General features: G+C 44.0%; 20 protein-coding genes. 8 read left to right on the forward strand and 12 right to left on the reverse strand.

Annotated elements, in window-relative coordinates; all coding sequences use genetic code 11:
- The first annotated feature begins 71 nt into the window (after positions 1 to 71).
- The 7 genes from OLMES_RS15390 to OLMES_RS15420 all read left to right on the forward strand — a co-directional run bounded on the left by OLMES_RS15390 (position 72) and on the right by OLMES_RS15420 (position 9,884).
- Complete coding sequence (locus OLMES_RS15390) at positions 72 to 1,724, forward strand: hypothetical protein (RefSeq protein ID WP_087462083.1); 1,653 nt, start codon at positions 72 to 74, stop codon at positions 1,722 to 1,724.
- On the forward strand, positions 1,724 to 3,004 hold the full coding sequence (locus OLMES_RS15395; protein WP_087462084.1) for a class I SAM-dependent methyltransferase: 1,281 nt from the start codon (positions 1,724 to 1,726) through the stop codon (positions 3,002 to 3,004). Before OLMES_RS15390 ends, OLMES_RS15395 begins: the two co-directional genes overlap by 1 nt.
- 65 nt (positions 3,005 to 3,069) lie before the next feature.
- Positions 3,070 to 5,205, forward strand: a complete 2,136-nt coding sequence (locus tag OLMES_RS15400; RefSeq protein ID WP_087462085.1) for a carbamoyltransferase family protein — start codon at positions 3,070 to 3,072, stop codon at positions 5,203 to 5,205.
- 65 nt (positions 5,206 to 5,270) lie between these two features.
- Positions 5,271 to 5,822: an adenylyl-sulfate kinase gene (locus OLMES_RS15405; RefSeq protein ID WP_087462086.1), complete on the forward strand. Its 552-nt coding sequence runs from the start codon at positions 5,271 to 5,273 to the stop codon at positions 5,820 to 5,822.
- A 32-nt stretch (positions 5,823 to 5,854) separates the two neighbouring features.
- Positions 5,855 to 6,607, forward strand: a complete 753-nt coding sequence (locus tag OLMES_RS15410; protein WP_087462087.1) for a class I SAM-dependent methyltransferase — start codon at positions 5,855 to 5,857, stop codon at positions 6,605 to 6,607.
- A gap of 56 nt (positions 6,608 to 6,663) precedes the next feature.
- Positions 6,664 to 8,286: a radical SAM protein gene (locus OLMES_RS15415; RefSeq protein ID WP_087462088.1), complete on the forward strand. Its 1,623-nt coding sequence runs from the start codon at positions 6,664 to 6,666 to the stop codon at positions 8,284 to 8,286.
- A gap of 5 nt (positions 8,287 to 8,291) precedes the next feature.
- The gene (locus tag OLMES_RS15420; protein WP_157678333.1) at positions 8,292 to 9,884 is read left to right on the forward strand and encodes a radical SAM protein; all 1,593 of its coding nucleotides are present in this window, start codon (positions 8,292 to 8,294) and stop codon (positions 9,882 to 9,884) included.
- A gap of 9 nt (positions 9,885 to 9,893) precedes the next feature.
- On the opposite strand, the gene OLMES_RS15425 is transcribed toward OLMES_RS15420, so the two are convergent.
- Genes OLMES_RS15425 through OLMES_RS15440 form a run of 4 tightly spaced genes read right to left on the reverse strand, consistent with a single transcriptional unit; the run spans position 9,894 to position 14,978 of the window.
- Positions 9,894 to 10,628, reverse strand: a complete 735-nt coding sequence (locus OLMES_RS15425) for a phosphocholine cytidylyltransferase family protein (protein WP_087462090.1) — start codon at positions 10,626 to 10,628, stop codon at positions 9,894 to 9,896.
- Positions 10,625 to 11,275 (reverse strand): gamma-glutamyl-gamma-aminobutyrate hydrolase family protein, encoded by a 651-nt coding sequence (locus tag OLMES_RS15430; protein WP_087462091.1) that lies wholly within the window; start codon positions 11,273 to 11,275, stop codon positions 10,625 to 10,627. The genes OLMES_RS15425 and OLMES_RS15430 overlap by 4 nt, the downstream gene beginning before the upstream one ends.
- A 34-nt stretch (positions 11,276 to 11,309) precedes the next feature.
- Positions 11,310 to 13,655, reverse strand: coding sequence for a PEP-utilizing enzyme (locus OLMES_RS15435; RefSeq protein WP_087462092.1), 2,346 nt, complete (start codon positions 13,653 to 13,655; stop codon positions 11,310 to 11,312).
- 51 nt (positions 13,656 to 13,706) lie between these two features.
- Entirely contained in the window at positions 13,707 to 14,978 is a 1,272-nt protein-coding gene (locus OLMES_RS15440; protein WP_087462093.1) for a sulfotransferase family 2 domain-containing protein, read from the reverse strand.
- Between the two features lie 338 nt (positions 14,979 to 15,316).
- Here OLMES_RS15440 and OLMES_RS15445 point away from each other — a divergent pair, with 338 nt between their 5' ends.
- On the forward strand, positions 15,317 to 15,784 hold the full coding sequence (locus tag OLMES_RS15445; protein ID WP_087462094.1) for a peptidylprolyl isomerase: 468 nt from the start codon (positions 15,317 to 15,319) through the stop codon (positions 15,782 to 15,784).
- Between the two features lie 33 nt (positions 15,785 to 15,817).
- Here the strand turns inward: OLMES_RS15445 and OLMES_RS15450 are convergent, their stop codons facing one another.
- From OLMES_RS15450 to pseF, 8 genes are all read right to left on the reverse strand, one after another.
- Positions 15,818 to 18,007 carry a motility associated factor glycosyltransferase family protein gene (locus OLMES_RS15450; protein WP_087462095.1) on the reverse strand — a complete coding sequence of 730 codons (2,190 nt, stop codon included), beginning with the start codon at positions 18,005 to 18,007 and terminating at the stop codon, positions 15,818 to 15,820.
- Between the two features lie 99 nt (positions 18,008 to 18,106).
- Positions 18,107 to 19,285, reverse strand: a complete 1,179-nt coding sequence (locus tag OLMES_RS15455) for a glycosyltransferase family 2 protein (RefSeq protein WP_087462096.1) — start codon at positions 19,283 to 19,285, stop codon at positions 18,107 to 18,109.
- Between the two features lie 21 nt (positions 19,286 to 19,306).
- Positions 19,307 to 20,458 (reverse strand): UDP-4-amino-4,6-dideoxy-N-acetyl-beta-L-altrosamine transaminase, encoded by a 1,152-nt coding sequence (pseC, locus tag OLMES_RS15460; RefSeq protein ID WP_087462097.1) that lies wholly within the window; start codon positions 20,456 to 20,458, stop codon positions 19,307 to 19,309.
- Positions 20,455 to 21,456 (reverse strand): UDP-N-acetylglucosamine 4,6-dehydratase (inverting), encoded by a 1,002-nt coding sequence (gene pseB, locus OLMES_RS15465; protein WP_087462098.1) that lies wholly within the window; start codon positions 21,454 to 21,456, stop codon positions 20,455 to 20,457. The genes pseC and pseB overlap by 4 nt, the downstream gene beginning before the upstream one ends.
- A gap of 44 nt (positions 21,457 to 21,500) precedes the next feature.
- A complete protein-coding gene (locus OLMES_RS15470; protein ID WP_087462099.1) occupies positions 21,501 to 22,751 on the reverse strand; it encodes an ATP-grasp domain-containing protein in 1,251 nt (416 codons plus the stop codon).
- Positions 22,748 to 23,773, reverse strand: coding sequence for a hypothetical protein (locus OLMES_RS15475; protein ID WP_087462100.1), 1,026 nt, complete (start codon positions 23,771 to 23,773; stop codon positions 22,748 to 22,750). Before OLMES_RS15475 ends, OLMES_RS15470 begins: the two co-directional genes overlap by 4 nt.
- Positions 23,773 to 24,837 (reverse strand): pseudaminic acid synthase, encoded by a 1,065-nt coding sequence (gene pseI / locus OLMES_RS15480; protein WP_087462101.1) that lies wholly within the window; start codon positions 24,835 to 24,837, stop codon positions 23,773 to 23,775. Before pseI ends, OLMES_RS15475 begins: the two co-directional genes overlap by 1 nt.
- Positions 24,838 to 24,953: 116 nt before the next feature.
- A complete protein-coding gene (pseF, locus tag OLMES_RS15485; protein WP_087462102.1) occupies positions 24,954 to 25,664 on the reverse strand; it encodes a pseudaminic acid cytidylyltransferase in 711 nt (236 codons plus the stop codon).
- Between the last annotated feature and the right edge of the window lie 397 nt (positions 25,665 to 26,061).

The raw sequence follows: 26,061 nt of genomic DNA on the forward strand, positions 1-26,061 counted from the left end.
CCTGCAACCAAGTGATCAACCAGATTGCAACAAATCAGTAATAACGACAACGTGCATGGTCCAAGCTAGCTATGATTGATATTAAAGATTACTACGAAACTATTCTGTGGCCTGCGCCTTATGTTCGACAAGCCCTGAAACGGTCAGCGCAATTACCAGAGTCGCTATCTGCGTTAAAAAATCTGTATCAATACACTTTCGCAGAGCATCGCATTTTCAGTACAGACACGCCTTTTGAACTCCCGTTAAGTCAGAAACTGGAACCACAAAAGCCTGCTGAACTTGTCGCCCATGATGACAATATACCGCTTAGTATCGTCACTATTACTCGTAATGATGATCATGTCGAACGAATGCAGGAGCGAACACAAGCTTTTATCGATAGCCTGTATTGGCTGAGTGAACACTATGCGAAGCCGGTCGAGCTCATTATTGTTGAATGGAATCCACCGAGTGACCGTAAGCCACTTGGAGCACAATTTAAGTTCCGGAAAAAGCATCCTTACTTATCGATCATCATCATTACAGTTCCAAGCGAAATTCATCAAAACTATCAACTTGCTGATGACCTCCCTCTCTATCAAATGATTGGAAAAAACGTGGGTATCAGAAGGGCACGGGGTAAATTCGTATTGGCAACCAATATTGATGTGCTTTTGTCCAAAGAGCTGTTCGAATTCATTACCGATGATGATTTAATGCCTGGACGGCACTATCGCTCCAACCGCTGGGATGTTGATCGCACCATACTTGATCTGGATAGCCCGGAGGTAATGTTGACGGAAGCGAGAAATCTGTGTTTCCAGGTAAACTATCCAGAGGGCGTCAAGCTCAAGCAAGACCTTAACCACACGGCCAACAGCCATGACAACCATGCATCAGGTTTAGCCATGTCCAAACTGCACACGTGGGCATGTGGTGATTTTCAGTTGTTACATCGCGATGACTGGGCGAAACTAACCGGCTATTCGGAGCTGGATGCGTATAGTTTTCACCTGGACTCTTTATTCGCAATCACTTGCCACTACGCAGGCATCGAAGAAGTAGCACTGCCTGATCAATTTCCTCATTTCCATATTGATCATACCCTTGGTACCCCCGTAAAGTCGAACACCTATATCATTAATGAGAAAAAAGCCCTCTATCACCTCTGCTATATGAGCTTACTGCGCAGTGACTATCAAATGCAGCTCCGTAATGATTGTTACATTTTCAACGAGCCTCACTGGGGATTAAGTGGATTTACACTGCCCTACCAACAGGTCTCGAGGGCGGACTGGGAGGTCACTGAGCTCACTTATCAATCAATAGGCGAGAACAAAAGCCCGGCATCCCGACAGTCACCTCAGTACTTTCAGTCAAACGAAAAACAGTACGAAGAAGAAGTGTACACACGCTTCCTGTCAGAGGCGTATTTTAAAACCGAGATTTACCTCAAAACCGAGCATAGCGCCAAAAAGCTCTTCATTTGGGGGGCAGGTAAACGAGGCCAGATCCATATGAATCAGTTATCCAGGAGAGGCATATCCATCTCCGGCTTTATACATGGCACCAATACACCCATTGCGGATGAACTAGACGGTATACCAGTACACTCGGCTAGTGACTTCCTGCTTAGCGCTGATGTTTTTATTTTGATTGCGTCAATTTTCGCTGAAGAAATCATTCAACATCTCCAGTCATTGGGCGCTAAAGAAGGTGAACAATTCTTGGTATTGATGTAATGGATAACGGAAACTCACAGCAAGCTATACTACGCGTATTTGATTTTATTAATCATCACTCAATCTTACATGGCCCAACTCATTTACATGCCTGTAAGGATGAACTGAACAACGCTTTTCTGTATTGCGAAACGCCCAGTAAACAGTGGAATTATGCCTTCCACTATAACTTGTCCCTACACTCGTTGTTACCTGATTTCGATCCAAGCACAAAGGAATTACTGATTGACATAGAAGTGACCGTTGCGAATGGTTCTATCGGAATTGGCCTAGTTGGAGCCAATCTGCAAAACTACCTATCGAGAGAATTACAGCAGCCTGAGGGTCAAGACCGATGCAAACTCACTATTTATTGGTCCGCTAACACCTTCGAAGCAAACCTGGTATTTCGTCAGGTTAGTGACAGCAATACAGTATCAAAATTCAATCTACACAATATTCAATTCCGGCAGGAACCGCTCGGGTATTCAAAAACTAACACAGGATTTCCCACAAACAACGAAGTCAACTTGTCCGAACAAATCAGAAACTCTATAGCCAAGCCTGGAAAACATAAACTCAAGAAAACTAATCCGGTTATTGTCGAGACTCGTGATGTCAATAAACTACCCTCAATCCTAAACGGAAACAAAGAAGTAAAAATCCCAATAGCTAGGGATAAGCACTGCCTGGATTGGAGTATGGAAGAAGACGATTCCAATATTTTGAGATACATTTTTCAGACGCTTAACCCCCAGCGCCACTTGGAATTCGGGACTTGGAAGGGCTTCGGCACTAAACTATGTGCAGAAAATTGCGATGCAAGAATATGGACTCTAAATTTACCCGAAGGAGAAAAAAATGCCCAAGGTGAACCAATCTATATCGAATCAGGTTCACAAGGCCCAACAATACAAACTGACTGTGGTGACATGATTGGTCACCTCTATCGCGAGGCAGGCTTTTCAAACCGGGTGAATCAAATCCTCGTTGATTCGAATGAATGGGACAGCTCCATATTTGAAGATGGTTACTTCGACACAATCCTAATTGATGGTGGTCACGATTTCGGCACAGTAACAAATGACACCAACCAAGCCCTTCGCCTACTCCGTCCAGGGGGAATATTAATGTGGCACGACTTCTGTCCCACTGTCCAGGCGTTAAATCAATTCGCATCTATCCGGGGTGTAGCCCAGTCAATTGAAAGCAACTGGCAAACTATCTCAAAAGAATTAGATAGTATTTATTGGCTCAAGCCGAGCTATCTACTACTCGGGATAAAAAATAGTCACATTTAAGTTTTGAATTAATACGAATTAATTTTGCCCTATACCAACAGAATATTTTGGAAGGAAACACCACAATGGCCCTCGTTCTCGGAACCAAAATAGCACAACATGACGCCTGTTTTGCACTGGTAAAAGATGGTGAAGTATTGTGTATTTATGAGGAAGAAAGGTTTAATCGGATAAAACATGGGCATTGCTCCACAAGTGTTGCACTAAACCGACTGTTGAGTGACTACGGAATAACCGTATCTGATATTGACTATGTGACGAATTATATCGATGTTCAATTATTTCCGTTTATCCTTAACGATATATTGGATCCATCATTTCGAGCAGCAAAGCTGGCAGCCAATCCTGAAGATAAAAACTCTATGATGGACTGGTTCTACAATGCTTACGCCGGTATGTTACTGACCTATGGGTTCGAAAAATCAAAAATAGTATCCGTCAGACATCACTTGGCCCACATGGCTGGTGCATTTTACCCCTCACCATGCCATAGCGCAGCACTGATCAGCGCAGACGGATTTGGCGAAGCGGAGTCGGCCGTCATCGCAAAAGGTGAAGGATCAGATATTCAGATTTTGCAATCGAATGAATATCCAGCATCTCTGGGTGCACTGTATCTCGCATTTACTAACTTTTTAGGTTGGGATTATGGTGAGGAAGGTAAAACAATGGCTTTGGCAAGTTATGGCAAACCAAAGTATCTTGATAAATTCATCGGGGAATACCTGAATCTCCAAGACAATGGCTTTTTCACCTACCGTAAACCAGAATTACTGGGGGAATGTACCTTCCTTGTAAACCCATTCGTTGAGAAAATGTTTGGTACACCTAGAAAACGCGAAGACAAATTAACCCAATACCATATGGATATCGCAGCAACAATCCAGGAATTTACGAACCAGACATTTATCAAGCTCGCCAAAGAAGCCAAAAAACTTACCAACGAGAAGACGCTTGTCATTTCAGGCGGCGTGGCATTGAATAGCGTCGCAAACGGACAAATATTAAAACAAAACCTGTTCGATGAAGTGCTTGCATACCCCCACTCTAACGATGCGGGAACCGCAGTCGGCGGCGCGCTCTGGGTTGAATACTCGAAGCTGGGTAACAAAAGGCAAAACCATTGGTATTTTAATCACGCCTACCTTGGCACCCAGATCGATTCAGAAAACATTGAATCAGTAGCCGAAAAGTATGACCTTTCATACAAAAAAGTCGAAAACCCGGCGAAGGTTGCTGCAGACTTGATTTCAGAGGGAAAAATCGTTGGATGGGTTCAGGGACGTGCTGAAATTGGCCCGAGAGCACTGGGAAATCGCTCCATACTTGGCAATCCGGCTAATGCAAACATCAAGAATCTGATAAATTCCAAAGTTAAAAATCGAGAAAATTGGCGCCCCTTTGCCCCCTCGGTATTGGCTGAGGATGCGGCTTTATATTTCGACACAAATCAAAAACTCCCGTATATGATTATTGTCGCAGATGTCCGCCCGGAGTGGCGCGACAAAATACCTTCCGTGATCCACGTCGATGGCACTGCGCGGGTACAAACAGTTGACAAAAATGTAAACCCGCGGTTTTACGAACTGCTGACAGAAATGAAACGCAAAACGGGCTTAGGTATGGTTCTTAACACATCATTTAATGCCGGTGGAGAACCGATCATCTCCACAACAGAACAGGCGATCAAAAATTTCCTGACAACAGAAATGGATGCACTCATAATCGACAACGCTGTTTTTGAAGATAAAGCGAACGCTCAACCATGTGATAAATTCGCCGTTCATCAATCTACTTTTGCTGCTCTTGATCCAACCAAACCTTTATATGTTTTGGGGGTTTCTGATAACTCTGACATATCTTTCTATACAGAGTTTTTGTCTCATCTAGCATATTGGGAGCAACCTGTAGCCATACACCCGCACCTTGAAAAATTATCCGGCATCAAGCTCAATGCACTTTTACCGGAGCAAATTATTGAGGATCCAGGCTTCGACAATGCCTCTATACTGGTACTCGGAGGGCAAACTGCAAGCCATTGGACTTTTGATGCATACTTGATTCGCGCGGAACTCGTAGTGCAAGGTTTTGACTATTTCCCGAACCATCAAATATTATCGATAGCCCAAAACGGCGGTGTCAGTGACCTGAACGTACTTCAACTTCATCAGAAATTCATGCTTGAAAATGGCCAATTCTGACTAAAAAGCAAAATACAGTACTCTAAAGTTATCCATTTCACCACTAAGTTTGAGGGTAAAACGCTGTGGATCAGGGGCAAACTATTTCAAAGTTATCGATAAGTGGAGGTCAATACGCGCCGGTTTATTGGATCACCGGTTTGTCCGGGTCTGGCAAATCTACACTTGGCAATGCGCTTTACCTAAAATTAAAACAACAAAATCCAGCTACTGTGTTTCTGGATGGCGATAATCTCAGACAAGTGTATGGCGACAGTGCAAGTTACGATTCCGAGAGCCGTAAATCTATCGCAAAACAGAATGCAAGACTTGCCCACCTATTGTCTTCTCAAGGCATACAGGTCGTGATTGCCACAATTTCACTGTTTCACGAAGTGCAGGACTGGAATCGAAAGAATCTACCAGGTTATGTGGAGATTTTCCTGGACACGCCGATAACGATTATAAAAGCGCGGTGTGCGAAAGGGTTGTACTCGGAAAACTCCACCAATATGGTGGGGCAAGACGTGTTTGCTGAATACCCCCTGAACCCCCACTTTGTTTTCGATACGACTAATTTAGCGCCAGAGAATATCGTAGAGACAATTATAAAAGAAACCCCTTTCGGACAAGATTAAAAATTATTTTTACCAAAAACAGGAGTATCAATTTGAATACCCAGTGGGACTATTCTCAATTAGCAGAAGCGTATCTAAAAAGACCGAACTACTCTGATACAGCAATTCAGAGCATCCTATCGATTATGGGTATCGACGAATCAAGCACCATCTGTGACGTTGGAGCGGGTACTGCACACCTTACTTTGGCTTTAGCTACATCAGGCTGCCAGATTGTCTCCGTTGAACCGAATGACAACATGCGTAAGCATGGACAAAAGCGGACAGAACTTCTCAGAAATGTGGAGTGGGTCAAAGCGACTGGCGAAGCTACAGAACAATCCGGAAACACGTTTGATGCAGTCACATTTGGCTCTTCGTTTAATGTACTGGATCGTCCTAAAGCATTGAAAGAGGTTCGCAGAATAGCCAAACCTTACGGCTGGTTTGCCGCAATGTGGAATCATAGGGATCTGCAGAACCCGATTCAGGCGGATATTGAAAAAATTATCATGTCTCACATCCCCGAATACAATTACGGCGTAAGACGAGAAGACCAAACTAGTATCATCAACGAAAGCGGATATTTTAAAGACGTCGTAAAGCTGGAAGGATCCGTTATTCATAAGCAAAGCATCGAAGAAGTTGTTCAAGCATGGCGTTCACATGCCACATTACATCGCCAGTCCCCAGGTAAATTTGAGCAAATCATTCAAGACATTGAAAACTATTTAAATAGTCTGGATGCAGTCGAAATTCAAATCCCCTATACAACGAGAATCTGGCTGGCACAACTTCGCGACTAAGCATTAACTATGTTCAATCAAGGCACTCTTTGCGACATAAGAATAAGGTTATCAACATGAAAAAATGCGTGGCTCCCTGGTACGAACTCAACATGAGCGCCCCACACAACCGAGTAAGTGCTTGTTGCTATTACTCTGCTGAAACGGCGGACTGGGAAAATGGGACGTTGAAACCAATCGAAAGTTATTGGAACGGGACAGAACTACAAAAAATTAGAAAAATACAAACTGGACAAAGTTATACAGGTGCCAACGGTTGCGACAACTGTCATTTTTATCAGAATCAGATTACAGATAGCCGACAAGCTTATGCAAAATTCAGTGTAGCAAATCCAAATCAACTCTCGAAACAACAACAACAAAACCTAGAACTGGCTCAGAATGAATTTGATTCCGGAGCTATTGAGCTCAAATCCACGCCCTTACGTCTGTATGCCAATTTCGGTTTCTTCTGTAATTTATCGTGCAAATTTTGCATCCAAGTCCCAAGTCGGCAAGAGCTGCGCAATGATATCATAACATCCGATCAAATTTACAAATGGAAGACACCATTAAAATCCGCTCTATCTATTGATGTGATAGGTGGAGAACCCTTTGCGCTGCCAGAGTCATTGAAGTTTATACGACGGTTCTGTGAAGATGACGAGATGAACAGTGTAACACTCAACATTTACACTAACGCAACCCTGCTGCATAAACATTTCAAGCCATTAACCCATAAGAAAAAACTGGGTCTATTCATCAGCCTGGATTCAGTCTATGAAGGCTATGACAGCGTCAGGTTGGGTGGATCCTGGGAACAGACCGAGCGAAATGTAAAAGAAGCATTACGTATCAAACGGGAAGAAAACCCGGACTGGAACATCACTACCAACGCTGCAATCATGTTCAGAACGATTCCTTTCTTGCCGGATTTTGCAAACTGGCATGTTGAAAATGATGTCCCAACAATGTTTTATGATTTCATTAACACATATGGTGTAGAGGATATATTTTTTACGCAAAACGTAATCGCGAACCCCCAACTCCTCGACAATCTCCCTGAATGGGAGAGTTACTTTGATCGCGCCATCAATATTTTCAAAGATGGTGGACAAATTTATCCAGCCGAAACACTTGAGCTATCCAAACAAAAAATCATCACGGCACTAGAGAACCTTAACCAACGAATCAAAGTGATTGATCCAAGAAAATCGGTAGCGGGAACCAGCTTGATTAAAGCATCAAATGCTGAGGACGTTCTCAGTTTCTTTGAACTAAGATCTAGAGACATAGAATCAGTTTCATTTGTAAAACACGATGAGTCATCGTTCATACTAAACAGCAAATTCAGCGATGACAAAGCCATAACGAACTGGATGACCGTTAATCCAGCAGAAACTGCACTGGTAACACTTAAAGCCCAATGGAGTAAACCTGAAAAGTTTGAATCAAGATTAAGCCATGTTGCACTGCAAAGTCATAATGGACAATTTTTGGAAGGAATGCGCTATTACAATGAAACAGACCAGAATATCGAATTGGTTACAACCATTGAACTACCATCAGATACCAAAAGTATTCGCGTAAATATAACACCAACAGGTGAAGAGCCTTCCCACCTTCCAAATCAGCTTTATCTCTACACCGATCAACAAGCAGGTCGATTCGACTCAAATCTGATTGCACGAGTCGGGTGAGAAATTTGGTTAATAGCAAGATGATGAATCAATGCAGCGCCCCTTGGTATGAGCTCAATTTAAGCGCGCCACAAGATCGAGTCAGTGCCTGCTGTTACTACTCCGGGGCCTTTGATCAATGGTCTGATCCGGTAGAAACAGTTGAGCATCTCTGGAACTCCCCCAACATGCAGCGAATCCGGAAAATTCAGGCTAGTCCACCGGACAACCTGACGGCTTCAGGATGCCAAGGGTGTAAGTTCTATGAGAATGCTGTGACGGAGAGCCGGAGTACCTACTTTGACTTTAACATTCAGCCTGCAAACCTGTCCGATGCCCAACGCAATAACTGGCACCTGGCAAAGCAGGAATTTGAACAGAAAAAAACAGTTTTAAGCAGCACCCCTCTCCGCATCTATGCGAACTTTGGTTTTTTTTGCAATCTCACCTGTAATTTCTGCCTCCAGGTGCCACAGCGCAATCGACTAAAAAAAGAAATTATAAAGTCCGATGATTTGTTCCGATGGAAGCCTGCCCTCGCCGCCGCACTAACTTTCGATGTAATCGGTGGAGAACCGTTTGCTCAACCGGAAGCACTTAAATTCATCCGTCAGTTCTGCAATGATGATGATCTCTCAGCGGTACAACTCAATTTGTATACAAATGGCACATTGCACCACAAGCATCTTGCTCACCTTCAAAACAAGCAAAAGCTATGCTTCTCGATCAGTCTCGATGGTGTGTACGATAGCCATGAAAAAATACGAATTGGTAGCCAGTGGAAAGTTATTGAAAATAACATTAGTCAGTTACTCAAAATCAAACAGCAACACCGTCCGGAATGGCTTGTCACAACAAATTCAACATTACTGCTGGATAACGTAAAATCTCTCCCGGACTATGCCAAATGGCATGTAGACAACAATATCCAAACCTGGTTTTATGACTTTATCAACACAGCGGGAAACCAGGACACCTATTTCTCGCAGAATATCATTTCCAATCCAAATCTACTCTCCGATATCGAATACTGGGAACACTATTTCACTGAAGCAATTGATATCTTCCGAAAGGCGCACCATGTTTATGCAGCAGAAACGTTGGAGCACGGCTATCAGCGAATTATCAGATCATTGCAGGAACAGGAATCCGAAAGAAAGTGGATTCGTTCCACACGTCAAAGACCGCCCATTCAACTTATCAGTGCGCAGTCGCAAGATGAAGTAAGGGAGGTGTTGATACCTGAAGACAAAAATCTGATTACTCGTTTCACATTCGACAGAGCCGCAGGTCTGTTTCACGAAATGAATGAAGCTGATGCTGTACTGTCTGATTGGGTGAACCTTGGGGATGAAACAAAAGGAAAAGTCGCGATTCTTCTAAAAGCATTTTGGACGCGCTCCCCTAATCCATTAGATCGCTGCGCCCACATCAGTGTTTTGGATCAAAACGATCAAGTCATTCGAGGTAGGCGCGACCATAGCAAAACGGATGAAGGCACTGAGTTGATTATGACAGCTCCGCTCGACCAGAATCTGGAAGCGATCCGAGTCTCCCTTACCCCCACTGGCGAAGGTAAATCATACCTGCCTGTTAGATTTTCAGTCGAACTGGTTTGACCTCTGAGGTCAAGCCTGCTCAGCTTGGTAAAGCATGAGATCTGACGGGGAGTCTACCTCACCCCACACATCACTGTAAGGCAGAACTTTGACCTTTTCCTTTCCTCGATCAACAATCGCTTGAAATAGATCAGTCATGTAAAACCGCTGGAATTCAACCTTAGGCAGTGATTGAATGACTGCTTGGGCTTCCTTCCATCCCTGGGGTCTGATCACAAATAGCCCCATATATTGCCCTTGAATACGTTCTATATTAGACGTTTTTTGCCCGATATCTACCAGGTTCGAGTAGGTGTCGAAACAAAATGTTTCAGCATCTGAAAGTGGATCCTCAAAACGCTGCTCCCACAATGATTCCCAATTCTCATCATAGGTTAATGCCAACGCAGACTTGCAACTAAGTAGCTGTGCGACGGCTTCAGACTGATAAAATATATCTGAGTAACTGACAATACACGGATTGCATTCTAACCACTCTTGCGCACAACAGAGTGATGCCACCATATTTGTGCTTGACCAATCTGCATTGTGAAAGGTAACCAATCCGCGCTGTTCGAGTAACTCATGCTGATAGCCTGTTACAACCCCGATTTCCTCAATACCAGCTCTCTTCAAGGCACTTATTTGACGATTCAAAAGAGAAATGCCATTGACTTCCAATAAACATTTCGGGCGGTTCAAGGTGAGTTCGTTCATCCGGCTACCACGACCCGCAGCTAGAATAATTGCTTTATGATTGCTCAAGAGGTTATTCCAAATAATTTACGAATTCTGTTAATGTCTACAAGATTAAAAGCAGGCTCTCGTTCCGGATGCCACATGCAGGCTTGCCAGTTCAATTGACGATGAGCTATTGCCTCAATTACGGCATCAGCGCTTTCGGCAAGCACGTAAAATCCCTCGGGGCAATCGCGAACAGCATGGTTATGGTAGCTATTAACCTCTCGCGGGATCCCCGCTACTAGACCGTCCTGATTTCCAATGAAGTTCAACTCATGGCGGGTATCCACATGCCCTGCAATTGAAATGAGTGTAGTCCCCGCCCAGGTCGCCATTAATTGCATTCCTCTGCAAATACCCAATACGGGAAGTTGGCGGGCTTGCGCCCAATTTAACAACGCAAATTCGGTTCTGTCGCGCAATGAATATTCATTAATATCATTACCTCCCGATAAAACCAGTGCATCCGGTGCGACAGCCATCAACCACTCGTCTAGCAGGTTAGTATTGGATTTTTCCTTCGAGATAATACTGTTTGGAACCGGAACAGGGATCCCCCCCAGTGTAACTATCCAGTCCACCAATCTCTGGTCAAGGGCATCCCTCGTTTCTGAACGGCTCTCAATAAAGTCTATTCGTTGAGTAACAGCTATTCGTACTGAATTGCTCATTCAAACGTCATCTTATGTATGCAAGGATCATAGTTTAGGCGATAATTTCAACTCGGCCTTCTGAGCAGTAAAGGCAAATTTTCTTAACTCTTGACCAAAGCTGAAACAGTTGCTCACCTGCGCCGATTACCGCAGGTATTCCCAATTCACCCGCTCTGATCGCCATATGCGAATTCACTCCACCCCACGCTGTAACCAGTCCCGCAATCCGGTAAGTAAATAACCAATCAAAACCAGGGTCTGCATTCGTTATAAAAACAATCTTACCGTCTATGTCCTGAGGATGATCGATGCCACTGACCGGCGCTAACACGGTTTTTCGGGTAATAAAATTTGGACTGGAATCAGGCCACTCAAAAGCCCAGACATCTCTGGGAGATGTAATCAGCGGAGGCAAAGTCGTCGTCATCGTTTCGTGATATCTTAGCTTCCCCCTGTAAACGGTTTCTTTGACAATCGAACCGGGGTCAACGGTAGACCCGTGAATTTTATAGAATGATGCAACATCACAATAAGCCATATCTTCCTTCGATACGCCTAACGTGCAACCGTAATCTTTCATGAGTGACAGCGCGTCTGAAATACTCCTTGTAAACTCAAATTTGGCCCACTCCCGCAACTCGATGGCTGATTGCAAAAATTCGAATAGTCCTACAACATCATGATTTAACTGATGGGTGGACATTAGCACGGAAATTTCTTTCATTTGCGCCAATGTTAGAGAAAAAGGCTCAAGCGCTTCATTTTTCACAATCTCACGGCTCCAATCAAAGTACTCATCCGGTTTCTCATCATACCGAGGCGAGAGAATATCGTAGGTACCAGGCCTTAAGTGCCCATATTTCGCTAGGAAATCGTGCTTGCTCAAACAGTAACGATCAGTCGCCAACTGGCCACTCACTGTTTTCAGGCTTCGCATGAAGCGCTCTGAATCATCCGGTGTTAGTACCCCGACTGATACCAACGACTTCAAAATCTGAATTGCAATAAATCCTGCACGAGCCAAGCCAGCGAAAGGCAGGGTGCCGTAACGCTTCACATCCTCTAACAGCCAATAGATTCGTTCAGTGGTGTCCAGATTAGACTCAAGGATAATTTTTCTGCGTTGCGCCAGCTTCTCCAGTTTTTCTGCATCTTTCTTCCAAAGTCCTTCCAAAGGATCAATGATACGATTAGTAAGCGATCGCAGACTAATCGCTAACTCCGTGCATTCTGACTCGGAAAAGCCATACGCTATCAACTTTTTAAGACGATCTTCCAGGTCAAATGAATAACAGGAATAAACAATCTCAAACTCGACTTTATCGTGAAGTCTTGGCTCTTTCAATAACTCATTGATATAGTGATCCACCAGTTTTTGCGCCAAATTATCTTGCAGATCCGCAGGCACGAAGGAATTAAATGACACACGAACGTCGATATAAGGTAATCCGCAAAAATCGGTCATTAGTGGAAAACTGCGCAAATTACGATAGCCGTAATTATGTCTTTGGTAGGCCCAAATGGAATCGGTTATCAATTCTCGATACAACGACAATGCAAATGGTTTAGGCCGCACGCCTATGATTTCGGCAGGATTCCAGTCCGGCATAATGCCATATACGGTTGTTTTGCCCTTGAGAAATGGATGCGCGGACATCCCGGTTCGCACAGTATCAGAGATCCTTTGCAGCCTTTCTATCAGTTCATCGCTGCCTACCAATTCACTTGCAATTATTAAAGGCCGAACTTGCAACAACCATAACGTTGCCTTTTCTTCGCTTTCTTGCGTGTGTGCAAACTCCAAATCGATCGGAATGCCATCGACCAAATCTAAAAGTTCAGCCAATAAAGCACATACATCTCGTAACATTGAGGGTGGCCGTGCTCGAGGCACGTCGAGCCCCTGCCAGGTACGACCACTTTTTCCTCCGGTTATATGGGATGTATCACCGTTATCAACCCAATTAATAATGCGATATGGCGAAGATGTTTTCGGATCATGAGAAAACGCGACCCCTGAGCGAATGACGTTCCGCAACATGGGCTGTATCAATATTTGATTGCCATCCAGATCATCATGGTAACTCGCAATAACTTGTTCAATCGCAAGTTCCAGTTCACTCGTTTCAACATTCTTAAGAGATAGATAAGCCCCGGCCAAAGACGCAGTAGAAGAATCCTCATTCAAACTACTGGAACGTACAATAACCGCTTGTTGATTAAAGCATTCCGCAACTTGCCTTAAACACTTTTTTTTAGCCCGGCGCCACTGGGACACCGTAAAAAATAATACAGGTAAAATCTTCGCCGACAATAATCCACAGTTCGACAGTATGTGTAATGTCTCTGCCTTCGTAGAGTTGTGCAAGGATAATTTCTGTTTTTGAACTAACTTCATTTATTACACTTCCCGCCCGAGCTCATCAAACCAATTCGCCCACAACAATCCTTAGTGACACAAAAGCGGGGCATAACAAATTTCTTTTCGGATCTGAGTCGATATCTCAGACACAAAGTCACTTGCAATCAATATTACATCCACACGATTTTCCTGGCTCACAATATCCTGAGGAGCATGAACCTTGTAGCCGTCGATCATAGTTCCCCATTTTTCCTGGTTATTATCTATAAAACCGCGAAACTGTCTGTTATTACAATTCACAACAGAAGTTTGATATCGCTTCCTGTAGTGTTCTGACGTACCCCAAATCATAAATGTCAAATCAGAATTCCCTGCATCAAAAAGGTTACCACTGTAGGCCAAAGGCTCAATCATCGAGCTTTGATTTCGTAACGCGGTAAATATTTTTTCTGTGAGTCGATCACTGACCTTACTACCTATATCGGTACCGTTATTCAATTGTTTAGGTAGATATGTCGAAGATTGATTTAAATAATGTCTCAGGAACTTACTATCGCTTGCAATGCAATCAACCTTGTAATTGATAAAACGCTCATCAAGCAAGGGTTCAATCTCGTGCTCAAATCGATTTCTTGCCCGGTTATAGACTGCAGATTCAATACGGCATAAATGAGTGATGATTTCGATTGCTTCTTTTGATATGTCTAATTCATCCCATTTTACCCCGCTATAAGTGATTTTTTGATAAACATCGGGGAACGCCAAATTGTGCCGCCAAGAAAATGCCACCAGGGACTCTTCAAACAACTCCGTAATAAAAACCTGATCATAAGCTTTCTCCAGCTCCGCCACAGCTATATCAACAATCTCATCGCAAAAAATGCCCAATTTACGGGCCTCCATCAGCTCTTTCTCAGGGATATGTCGATGTAAAAGATAATAAAGTTGCGACGCCTCAAAATGATCCGTAATCGATAGGTAACGATTTAAAAACTCTTCAAGACTGGAAGTCGATTTTATCAGATCACATTCCTTGCAGCGTGCCGCTTCAGTTTGATCTCCGGTTTCGACGAGGCGTTGCCACCAAAAGTAGTGCGAAATAAAGCGGTTTACAGGATTCCGCAACATCGTTATGTAGTTCAGGTTGACCGGTCGGCTCTCCAACAAACCGAATACTGTATGACCACTGATCAAACGCAGTTTCTCTAATTCAGATTGTGACAAGTCACCAAGTATCTGCCGCTCAGTCCCCGGCCCCATTATCAACGATTCATTCTTGTTTAATAGTTTTACCATTTCAAGAGAAGCCGTATAACCTCCACTGTAGGGCAAATGGTCAAATATAATTACAGAGTGCATATTTTTTACTGTTCTTAAAAAATTAGTATTATTTATCGCACCGTCTCTTTGAGTAATGCGAGTTAGCGATAAAGAATGGCCTTAACATCAATAAATACTGAACAGGCTACCCGAATTCTTTGCGCAAGAATTATGATGTTGTTATTCTATTTGGGTATTCAATTAAAATACGATGCTTTTCCATTACTTATAGAATAGCTTAATTCACATTAAAGCAAACACAAGAGTTCACCTAACTCTTTGGCAGCGCTCGTAAAGTAACAATTTACCCGAGTGGCTAGATCCGTGGGAACAGCTCGACGGGTATGCGCCGACAACAGACAGGAAAATATTTAAGAATGAAAATAAAAGATGGTGTTGTCGTACGAGTAAAACAAAGTTTGTTTAGTCCTGTTTTCAAATATTGGGGATGCCTGGAAATTACCGGCCTATATCCGAAGCATTTTCCGTCTCCTATGAGAGAAGAGCTTATCGGTAAAGGTGTGAATGATGCAGTCACTTGCCCTACAGCATTAGGGCAATCACACTATGATGAAAGTATGGTGATCGAAACCCGGCAAAGTAATTTGAAATCGGAATTGGCTCTAAAACCCGGTATGGTTTTCATCACACAGTTTAATGGCGGTGAGCTCAGAGGTACAATCAAGGCAATTGACGGTGATATTGTAAAAATTGACTGCAATCACCCATTGGTAGGTGTTTCAGAATTGATTACAACCAACTTTATATTAGAAGTACGGAACCCGACAGAACAAGACATGCAGGAATTGGCAGAAGCCGCATCCCCCAAAATGAGCATATTTTGAGTTTCTATTGATTGTATTTCTACTGTCAAAGCGCTATTTGAGCTGGTTGTATGCCATAAATGTATCTCCGTTAAAGCAATAGCCAGCGTAGTCCCATTCAACTTTATCAATACACAACGTACCATTCTCGATAACTGCACCGGTAAAGTCCCATTTTAGCTTGGATAGCTCACGGTCACGATCTTTGGCGGTTGGCAGACTGATTGTATTTACCACACGATCATCATGGTAAATCGATAAATCATTGGACAAAACGGTATCGATATCCAATCTGCTTTCTTCAAGGAAAAACGACAGTGTTTCTACCCAATACGCTAGATAACTACACTGTTGGGACGGATCTTCAATTGAAAAAACATGCGAATATCCCGCGTACAAATAATGCCAGATTGTACCGCGCAGGAAAAAGTACAGACCTGGTTTTTGGCCCTCTATATCTATCAACAGTGAAATCACACTGGAGCAAAAGTCACAATAAGCTCGAATGGAATCAATACTTTGGCTAGAAATTCGTGATTCCAATTCAAAATAAAACTGGTCAATTTCTGTTTTCAATGCCCTTTTTGCGCTTGCAATTAGATCAGTTGACTCTGTACCAACTGAGTCACCTAGCCACAGATTCAAAACGGCTTGCTTATCAATGTTGACATGCTTAACAAGTGTGCGTGCGTTATCACTCCATATGGTATGCTCTATGACTGCGCCGTTGGAGCAATTTACTATTTGTTGCTGCCCTGCCATCAAGGACAAAACAGTTTCCGTTCTCCTTTTAGCGGTATATAGAAAATTTGTTGTCAGGACAGTCCCGCCCGCTGAACAAGGCAAGGACAGCAAGGTATGATCATCAATCGATATATTTTCTTCCATGTTTGGATGGTAATAGACAGATCCACTTGCATGATGGTCTTTTTTATCCGGAAATCCGTAGTCCAAACCAAATAATAAGATATTCTTAAATCCGAAATGCAGACAAATAGCCAATGCTGCATTAGTGCATGTAGGGGTCGCATTTGGAATAGCCTGTTCTTGCTTTTCAAACCAATAAGCCAGTGCACCGTCGGATTTGAAAAATACTTTCGCAGTTCCAAAAAGCTCAAATAGTAACGGATTCAATTGGGCTGCCCCTAATAACCGGACATCCTTTAATTTTTCAACATGCTCAAGCTGGGCATGCAATGTGTAGGTCACATAGTCTGACTCCAGTTCGACCTGAATATCCGGGACGATGCCCAGCTTTAACAATGCACCGAGTGCTGTACCACAAGAAATAATCAAGACTTTGTTTTGAATACTCTTCAGTTCTGCCTGGCGAGATTCTAATGACGGTCCGGACCCGACTATACAAACAGGTAAATCCAGATGATTTTGGTCTGGTTTTCCAATCAAGGAAACACCGCGTCTGAAATTATGCAACGTGTTATTAAGCTGATTGATCTCATCATCGAAATTTCCGAACGAGAACAGGTGTACATAAATATCTCGATTGATTCTGTCGGAAACGCGGTCGAAGACTGGATTGGAAAGATGATTGTAGAAAAGCGTGGTTAATGGAAAAATAGGACACATACGAATCAGTTCATTCCACACTGCTCCGTATATCAATTGCTCATCTTGCAAATCTGGTAAGAGAATGAATTTGCAAGATCGAGCTGGATCACTCAGAAACGGCATAAGAGTCTGCTCCCAGTCCACACAGTAGAAGCTACCGGCAAAACGATCCATATCAGTTTCCAGAATTAAACAGTGTCGAATATCCCTAATCGAGGCCAAGTATTGAATATGCAACCCCAACCCACATCCCATAAACACCACGAGAGGAAAAAAATCGGGCAACTGGTATCCACCGAATGGAACAGAACCCTGAAATTTTTCATAGTATTGTTCATACAATCCCGAAATAGACCGGGCAAATAGTCTCTGATTTGTATAGGTATCTTTTGCCAGCGGTCGAACACTCTTTACTTTAGTGCCGTAATCATAAGCATTCAGGAAAGCTGCCATTTCACGTTTGGCGTACTGTTTTGCACGTTTGCTGTACAAGCTCCCCCCATCAACAATCAAGTCGACCTCATTCGTTTCGGGCAAAATATCCAACTTCGAACCTTTTAGCTGGTATGTCGAAAAAAATTCGTAAATACCAGGATAATAGCTTCTGAAAAAGTTTAAGTTTTTAGCCCTTAATTCGATAAAGTCTTGTAACGGATTCGCACTATTGTTAGACATGAGCACCTGGGGATCGAAAATATTATTTCAGGTCATCAACTTGACCACTGAATTTTACGGCAGAAAACAACAAACATTGATTAAAAATCGGGCGCACAATCACCCAGAATAATTAACGGAATAGTCACCTCGATATAGATGGGTTCTTAGCGGTACGGTAGTAATCATAAGTTCACTTTGCTCCAGATTTCGTCGAGCGTCTAAATAGTTATCTTTCAAACCAAGCGCTGCTTCAAAAAACTGTTGGCAAGATTTTCCAACCTTTGCCCGACAAACACCAATGTTATTATAGAGCTCGGGGGCCGGATGTGTACTAAGCGCAGATTGAAACCGATACTCCGCTTCTGCAAATTGCCCATCATTGAACAGTGCTACACCCGAATAAAAATTTATTAGCCATTCTTGCCGCGACAGATGGCCTTTGTTGTTGACCTCCCCCAATCGAGATTTGAGGTTCATATCGGTGATGAAATTTGATGCATGCAAAAGAAGCTGTTTCCAATCTTCACAACGGACAAATAACAATGCAAGCGAATCAAACTTTTCCAACCAGTCCAAATGACTTGTTTTGACTTTGTTTATCACCTTGTCTATGGGCAAACCGAGGTAAGATTGCTTTAAATATTGATTTTGTAAATTTATATTTCTCGAAACTGACGTTACGCTTCCGTGTTGTCGATAACTGCTCCCACGGTGCAAACTGACTTGCTTGTTTTGCAAAATTGCTCTGAGCAGATGATCATTATCCTCCGCTTGCCTCAGCCCTGGATCATACCCGATTTCAGTCGCGGTTTTCGTTACCACTAACGGACAGCCTAAAACCGGCAGATAATTCCGACCGAATTGGAACAACAAGCCATCTTCCTTGAACATAAAATCAGGAATCCGAAGATCGCTAACCTTCAGACTATCGTTGTATAATTCACATTCGTCAAACACATAGTCCGCCCCTGACTCAATGTAGGGTAACAGTGATTCAACACGACCAGGTAACCACACGTCATCCGCGTCCAACCAACAAGCCAGCTCGGTTTGACAGTGATTGATTGCAGTTTGCCGCGCAGCACCAATGCCCTCGTTTGATGATAGCGCAATGATATCTATCCTGCTCCCCCCGGCCCTCTTCGCGCGCTTTTTGGTTGCATCGGTGGAACCATCATCAACCAGGATAATGTTCCCCACCTGCTGGAGCGCGGACAAAACAGCCCGCTCGATTGAGCGCTCCGCATTGTGGGCAACGATTAACGCGGTCACCTGACTGAATGTTTTATGGTTCAAGAGTCAACACATCCTGAAGTTTCAAAAAAGCACAGAATTAACAATATCGACAACTTGGTACAGATTTCCCTGATCCATCGAGTGAAACAATGGCAGAGATAGCGCTGTTTGCGCGTAATCCCGTGCACGAGGATAATCGTCGACTTCGGCTCCGAGGTTTTGGTAATAGGGTTGAAGAGGTATGGGGTAATAGTGCAAATTAACCCAATACCCTGAGGCCCTTAAGCGATCAAAGACAGTATCTCGCTGATTTTCGTCAGGAAGCCGGATAATGTATAAATGATGGGCACTGTCACTGGCGTCCAATCGCTGCAATGGTTGAGCTGCCCCGTCTGCAAATAACTCATCGTACAGATGAGCGAGCTCTGCCCGTTGCTTGATAAAGCCATCCAGTCGGGTCAATTGAGATGCACCTAATGCCGCATGAATATCGCTGAGGCGATAGTTGTAACCGAGGGCTTGCTGCTCGTAGTACCACTTTGGCATCGACCGGGCCACCATTCTGTCGGGATCTCGCTCTATGCCGTGAGAGATAAAGAGCCGCGCTCTGCGGGCGATATGTTCGTCATTGGTCACCAACATCCCGCCTTCTCCAGATGTGATGGGCTTCACGGGGTGGAAGCTAAACACACACATATCACTGTAGTCACAGCTACCTACTCTGTTGCCATCATACCTGCCGCCAAGCGCGTGGCTGGCATCTTCTATAAGCATTACGCCCAAAGGCTTACACAGATTGTAAATTTCTTTCATCGGGCAGCTCTGGCCTGCAATATGAACAACCACCAGCGCTTTGGGTAAACAATTGTGCCGTTTCGCCAGACTAAGCCGTTCGCTCAGGTTATCAATTGAAATGAGCCCGGTATTGGCATCAATATCAATAAATTCGACTGTCGCACCACAATATCGAGCACAATTGGCTGAAGCGACAAAGCTTACTGCCGCCACCCAAACGCGATCCTCAGGCTTTACCTCAATGGCCAGACAGGCCGCATGAAGTGCAGCAGTTGCGTTACAGGTGGCTACGGCATGCTTTGCATTACAGTATGCAGCCAACTGGCTTTCAAATTTGCTAACAACAGGTCCCTGGGTTAAAAAATCTGACTTCAATACTGCTACAACTTCATCAATATCTTTTTCGGAGACATCATGCCGACTGTAGGGTATCGTCATTCTACAGTCTCCAGCAATCGCTTGATTTGCGCTACAGACAAGAAATCCGGATTCGTATCGGATTCGTAAGAAAAATGCTCCGCTACCGGCGCTCCCTGCTCTCCAAGGCGGTTAACCTTGTAATCTATGTTGGTATCGGCAAACTTGATCGTCGGGGTTATAACAAAGTGTTGATCAAACTCCAGAGTGCGTGAAGCATCATCTACCGGGACCATTGACTCATTAAGCTTTTCACCCGGCCGGATGCCTACTTTTTCTATCGGCATCCCCGGCGCCATCGCTGCGGCAAGATCGACAATTTTGACCGACGGTATCTTGGGAACAAAAATTTCGCCACCGTACATTCGTGCAAAACTATCGAGCACAAGATCAACGCCTTGCTGCAAGGTAATCCAGAAGCGGGTCATTTTCGGATCTGTAATCGGTAAACTCGTACACTGCCCCGCCTGGATCATTTTGTTAAATAATGGAACAACCGACCCCCTTGAACCGACAACATTGCCATAACGAACGACTGAAAAACGGGGGTGTTTCCCGCCCACGATATTATTTGCCGCCACAAATAACTTATCGGAACAGAGCTTTGTTGCTCCGTAAAGGTTTACAGGGTTGGTTGCCTTGTCTGTCGACAGCGCTATCACCTTGCTAACCCGGTTCACAATTGCGGCATTGATAACATTTTCTGCGCCATTGATATTGGTTCGAATGCACTCTGTAGGGTTGTACTCCGCGGCAGGTACTTGTTTCAGTGCGGCTGCATGGACAATGAAGTCGACACCATTACAGGCTTGAACCAACCGGTCTTTATCACGCACATCCCCGATAAAAAAGCGCATTTCAGGGCCTTTGAATTCCTGTTGCATTTCAAATTGCTTCAGTTCATCCCGGGAGAAAATGATTACTTTTTGCGGTTTATAACGTTTCAGTAGCGTTCGCGAGAAACACTGACCAAAAGAGCCGGTTCCACCAGTAATAAGTACAACTTTGTTATCAAACATTACACAGTCCAGTCAGTGTCCAAAAAGCGTTCTATCGTTTTTGATTAGATAAATTCCAATACATCGATCGACTTGTTATCAATATAATAGTCGGCAAAAGGTTTATCTGTAACCAAACGATGGTATTGAACGCCCCAAGCATTCAGTTGCTCTTCGATCAAGGTTCGCCAGGAGATCCCGCTCGAAGCCCCCCTGGCGGTAGCAATCACAATTTCGTGCCCTTGCCCATAGAGGCGGTTTACCTTATCAATCATAAGCTGGATGGGTTTTGCCTCTTCATAGGTGCATGACTCAGTACATAACGTGCCATCCAGATCAAAACAATACACTTTGCGTCGCGTTGTTCCCGAAGTAAAAATATCTTTTTGAATGCGAACCATCTCTAATTGATCAACCAACTGATCTCGATTAAAGTGTATGTCCTTGCCAAGAACTTCTCTTACAATAAACCGGGGGGTGTCGGCTCCAGACTCAACTCCCAGCGTAAAGCCCCCCCCATATCGAGCATTGACTTCCGTGAACAATACCGCGCTGTCACGCTTGAAGCATTGAATGGTGTTGTGCCCCACTAGCCCCAAAGTCCGGGCTAATCTGCTGGATTGCTCAATTATCTCTGCATCAAGATCAACCCTGCCATGAATGGTTTCACCACGGGATACGCTTAACCTGATCCTGGGAACAACGCTCTTGATTTCGCCATGCCAATCAACAAATAGGTCAATAGAATATTCCGGCGAATGCTGCACATACTCTTGAACAATATATTTCTTGTCACTGACGGGCTGGATTTCACACCATTCATCCCAGTCATGCACGACCTTGATATCTTTAGCGCCTGATCCTGTTCTGGGTTTTATGATGAATGGAACATCGGCTTCTTTGAGTGTATGAAAACTGAGCGGATTCGGTTGTTTAAAGTTATTTTCATGGCACCACTGACTGAAGCGTGACTTGTCTAGACAGTAATGCAACGTCTCGCTCGCAGGCACAAGAATGCGGCAACGAGAACGGCTCCAGGCCACTTCGACCAAAGAAGAGAGCGTACTCAATTCACCATCTCGCGTTGGCACCACCAACCTGATTTCATGGGCTTCAATGACATTTAGCAACCAATTTGCATACCCCTGTGAATCACTGTCCGGGGAGCGGATAAACTTATCTACAAAATGCTTGCCCAACACAGACGAATTAGAGTCCGCCCCCAGAACCTGCCCACCACCCTCGTTTGCCAGAGCTCTGCGGAAATATTTTGCCAGGTTTGTTTTTTGGCCGATACTTGTGATCAGGATATTCATAGGATTAAATTGCTCAAGTGGCTTAACAGTTCAGTCTCTCTATATCCAATAAGATCCTGAATACGGGTGGATATTTGTTTATTTCGCTCACCTGATTCATTAAATTCATTGATAATCTCAGTCGTGTTTTTATGCAAGCGCGGCCATTTTTCCAACAAAATCTGTGTCAGTTCCGCTTCCAAACTATCCAAAAATTCTATAACGGTTGCGCCGAGTGAACGCAAGTGTGTTGCACAATCGATCTGGTTCGTAGCGATCACCAAACCAACTACCGGAATACCTATGTAAAGCAACTCGAGAAATGTCTGACCCGCAGCGCAAATGACTAAATCGGCCGTCACGACATTCCTGAAAAAAGCTTCGGTAATCGGCTCAAAATAAATCGGGCGATCACAATCTGGAAAATTGAACTCAACGGGAGCATACACCGTAACCGCACAGGATTCGTGGAGAATCCCATCCAGAACGCGAATGACGCGATTTATCAAATCCTGTTGCACGGTAGCACCAAACGTGATGATGACTTTCATTTGCTGAGCCATCCCCACTAAGTTGCCTGTTGTTACATTTAAGTGCTGAACACGGTTCTGAATTTTCGCTCGCTGAATTTCTGCGCGAAATGACAAATAGCCAATACCACAACATATTCTGGCGTTGGGGTATCGATGTTTTAATTGAAGTTTGTTGCCAAAAGCACTAATGACCAATTTTACTGCGGGACTTGAACGATGACCGTTATCTTCAAATATAACAACTGGAGCATGAGTCTGTTCTTCGGAAATCAATTCTGATAGATCACGATAATCATCGATAAATATACATTTAGCGTTTATTTTATGATCGTTATCAACTCGTAACACACCCAGTTGCTCCAATCGATCTGAATAGGGCTTTGAAATATCGCCCTGCACCCGAACCGAATAGCTTCGTTCAAGAAGCCCCTCAATCAGGGCGACACAGCGCATTAAGTGACCCGCGCCCACTCGTTGATTGGCATCGAAACGAAAAAGAAAATCTGGCATTAATCGATGTCATCTGCATGTAAGGGCGTATTGGCTAATTTTGCTTTATTCACCTTTTTCCCTAATACCTCTTCAAAAAACTTGGGTGCCAAACCATAACCAGGCCGGATCACCTTTATATTCTCTGCAGTCAGGATCGCCCCGGGTTCAAGATTCTGCGTAACATAGATTGAGCGTCGGTACTTTAACGAATCCAACTCTGACTCAGACGGACCGTACTGCACTTTGCCAAGCGCAGCGCTAATATTTTTCGTCTGACCAACCAGGCGACTAAACTCCTCCGGAGTTGAAGAAAAAGCTCCATCTACCGCTTCGGTATTTCGGTCGAGCACAATATGGCGCTCAATTACATTCGCGCCCAACGCGACGGAGGCCAACGCGACATCAATGCCCTGGCAGTGATCCGAGAGCCCGACGGGGATCTGAAAGCGGCGCTTCATATCTTCTATCGTACGCAAATTCGCATCTTTGATTGGTGCGGGGTAAGAACTGGTACATTTTAACAAGACAAGCTCACTACAACCTTGCTGGTATAAATACTCTACTGACGCGTCGATGTCTTCCAGAGTTGCCATCCCGGTTGACATAATTATGGGCTTTCCTGTTCTAGCCAAGGCTTTCAATAACGGAAAATGATTGAGTTCAAAGGACGCAATCTTGTAACAGGGAACATCCAATGATTCCAAAAGCTCAACACTGGTTTCATCAAATGGAGAGCTAAAGGCAATTAATCCGTTTTCCCTGGCCAATGAGAACAGCTGGGAATGCCATGCCCAGGGCGTACAGGCTTTTTTATATAATGAGTGCAGCGTTTCCCCTTTCCACAGGCTTGAGTCATCACGGATTTGAAACTCGCGACTCTTCCCATCCAAAGTGATCGTATCGGCAGTATAAGTCTGCAGTTTGATTGCATCGACACCTGCACGGGCAGCAGCGCGCACCATTTCTTCAGCGATTGCTAAATCCTGGGCGTGATTACCTGAAAATTCAGCAATTATGAAAGGATCTTCCTGATCAGATACACGTCGGGATGCGATCCTGACCTCGGAGAGCGCTTGAGTCATTCATTTACCTCTTTCGAACAGCAGTAACAGCTTGATACAGAACACGCTGGTTAACTTATAACGATATATTTGGTTGATTTATAGCGATACCTTCTGTTGTATCGCGATATTGGCAGTTAGCTATTTTCTTGAAATTTCTGTATTTGTTGCGCCTGATGAGCCTGGTAGATTAATTCAGCGAATTGCCAGTCTTCTTCCGTATCAATATCCTGCACCAGATATCTCGGAACCTGAATCCCTGCGGTTCGTGGAGACTGCACATTACCTTTAAAAGCATCTGCGGTTCCCAGATAGAAATGGGCCGCATCATGAAAACAGTCAGGCAAATCCTGTGATCGCGTCAGAGCATATTCCGGTTGAGCCATTTGCAGTAAACCCTGCTCGTCACATTTCAAGGCACGTTGTATCGGATAAGGAAACGTAGTTACCGAAAGCGAAAAGTCGGCTTGTCCTTGTTCTATAATTTCTAACCCCTGCTTTAAATAGCGTGGCTGTATGAGTGGTGCTGTTGCATACAGACAGCCTATCGCAGCAAAATATTGCCCCTTTTGCTCGAACCACTCTACGGCATGCCGAACCACGTCAGCAATTACTGCATGATCATCAGCCAAATGCGCAGGCCGTATAAAAGGCACATCTGCACCATATGCCTCCGCCACCGTGGCAATATCGCTATCATCCGTTGAAACGATTACCCGGTCAAATAACCCCGAACCCAAGGCTACTAAGATGGTATGGGCAATGATTGGTTTTCCGGCGAATTGCCGAGTGTTTTTCTTCTTAATACGTTTACTGCCGCCTCGTGCAGGTATTACCGCTAATTTCATTGATCAGAGATCTCCGCAAACAAATACAAATCAACGCTTTATCGTTTTCTCCATAATAGAGCAATTTTGCACTTACCGGCGGCGCATCGCTGCCAAGTGAGAGTATAAAATTCAACATCTACCAGTGTACTCTCTACCAGAATCTCGATGAAAAGCGGCAAAATGCTGACTTTTTAACCGTATTGAATATGGCAATTCATTTCCCCCGCCAAATTTCCGACGCGGCAATCAGCATTGATTCACACCACCCAACCGATCAAATGATGATCGTATCATACTGATTTAATTACACATACCCGAATAGTATATAAATTTTTGAACAGTTGGCACAGCTTTAGCTTTGAAGCAGGCAAGGTAAATTTTAATTGCCGCTAGTGTATTAGCAAGGTCACCACGA

The sequence above is a fragment of the Oleiphilus messinensis genome, assembly GCF_002162375.1.
In the GTDB taxonomy this organism is placed as follows: domain Bacteria; phylum Pseudomonadota; class Gammaproteobacteria; order Pseudomonadales; family Oleiphilaceae; genus Oleiphilus; species Oleiphilus messinensis.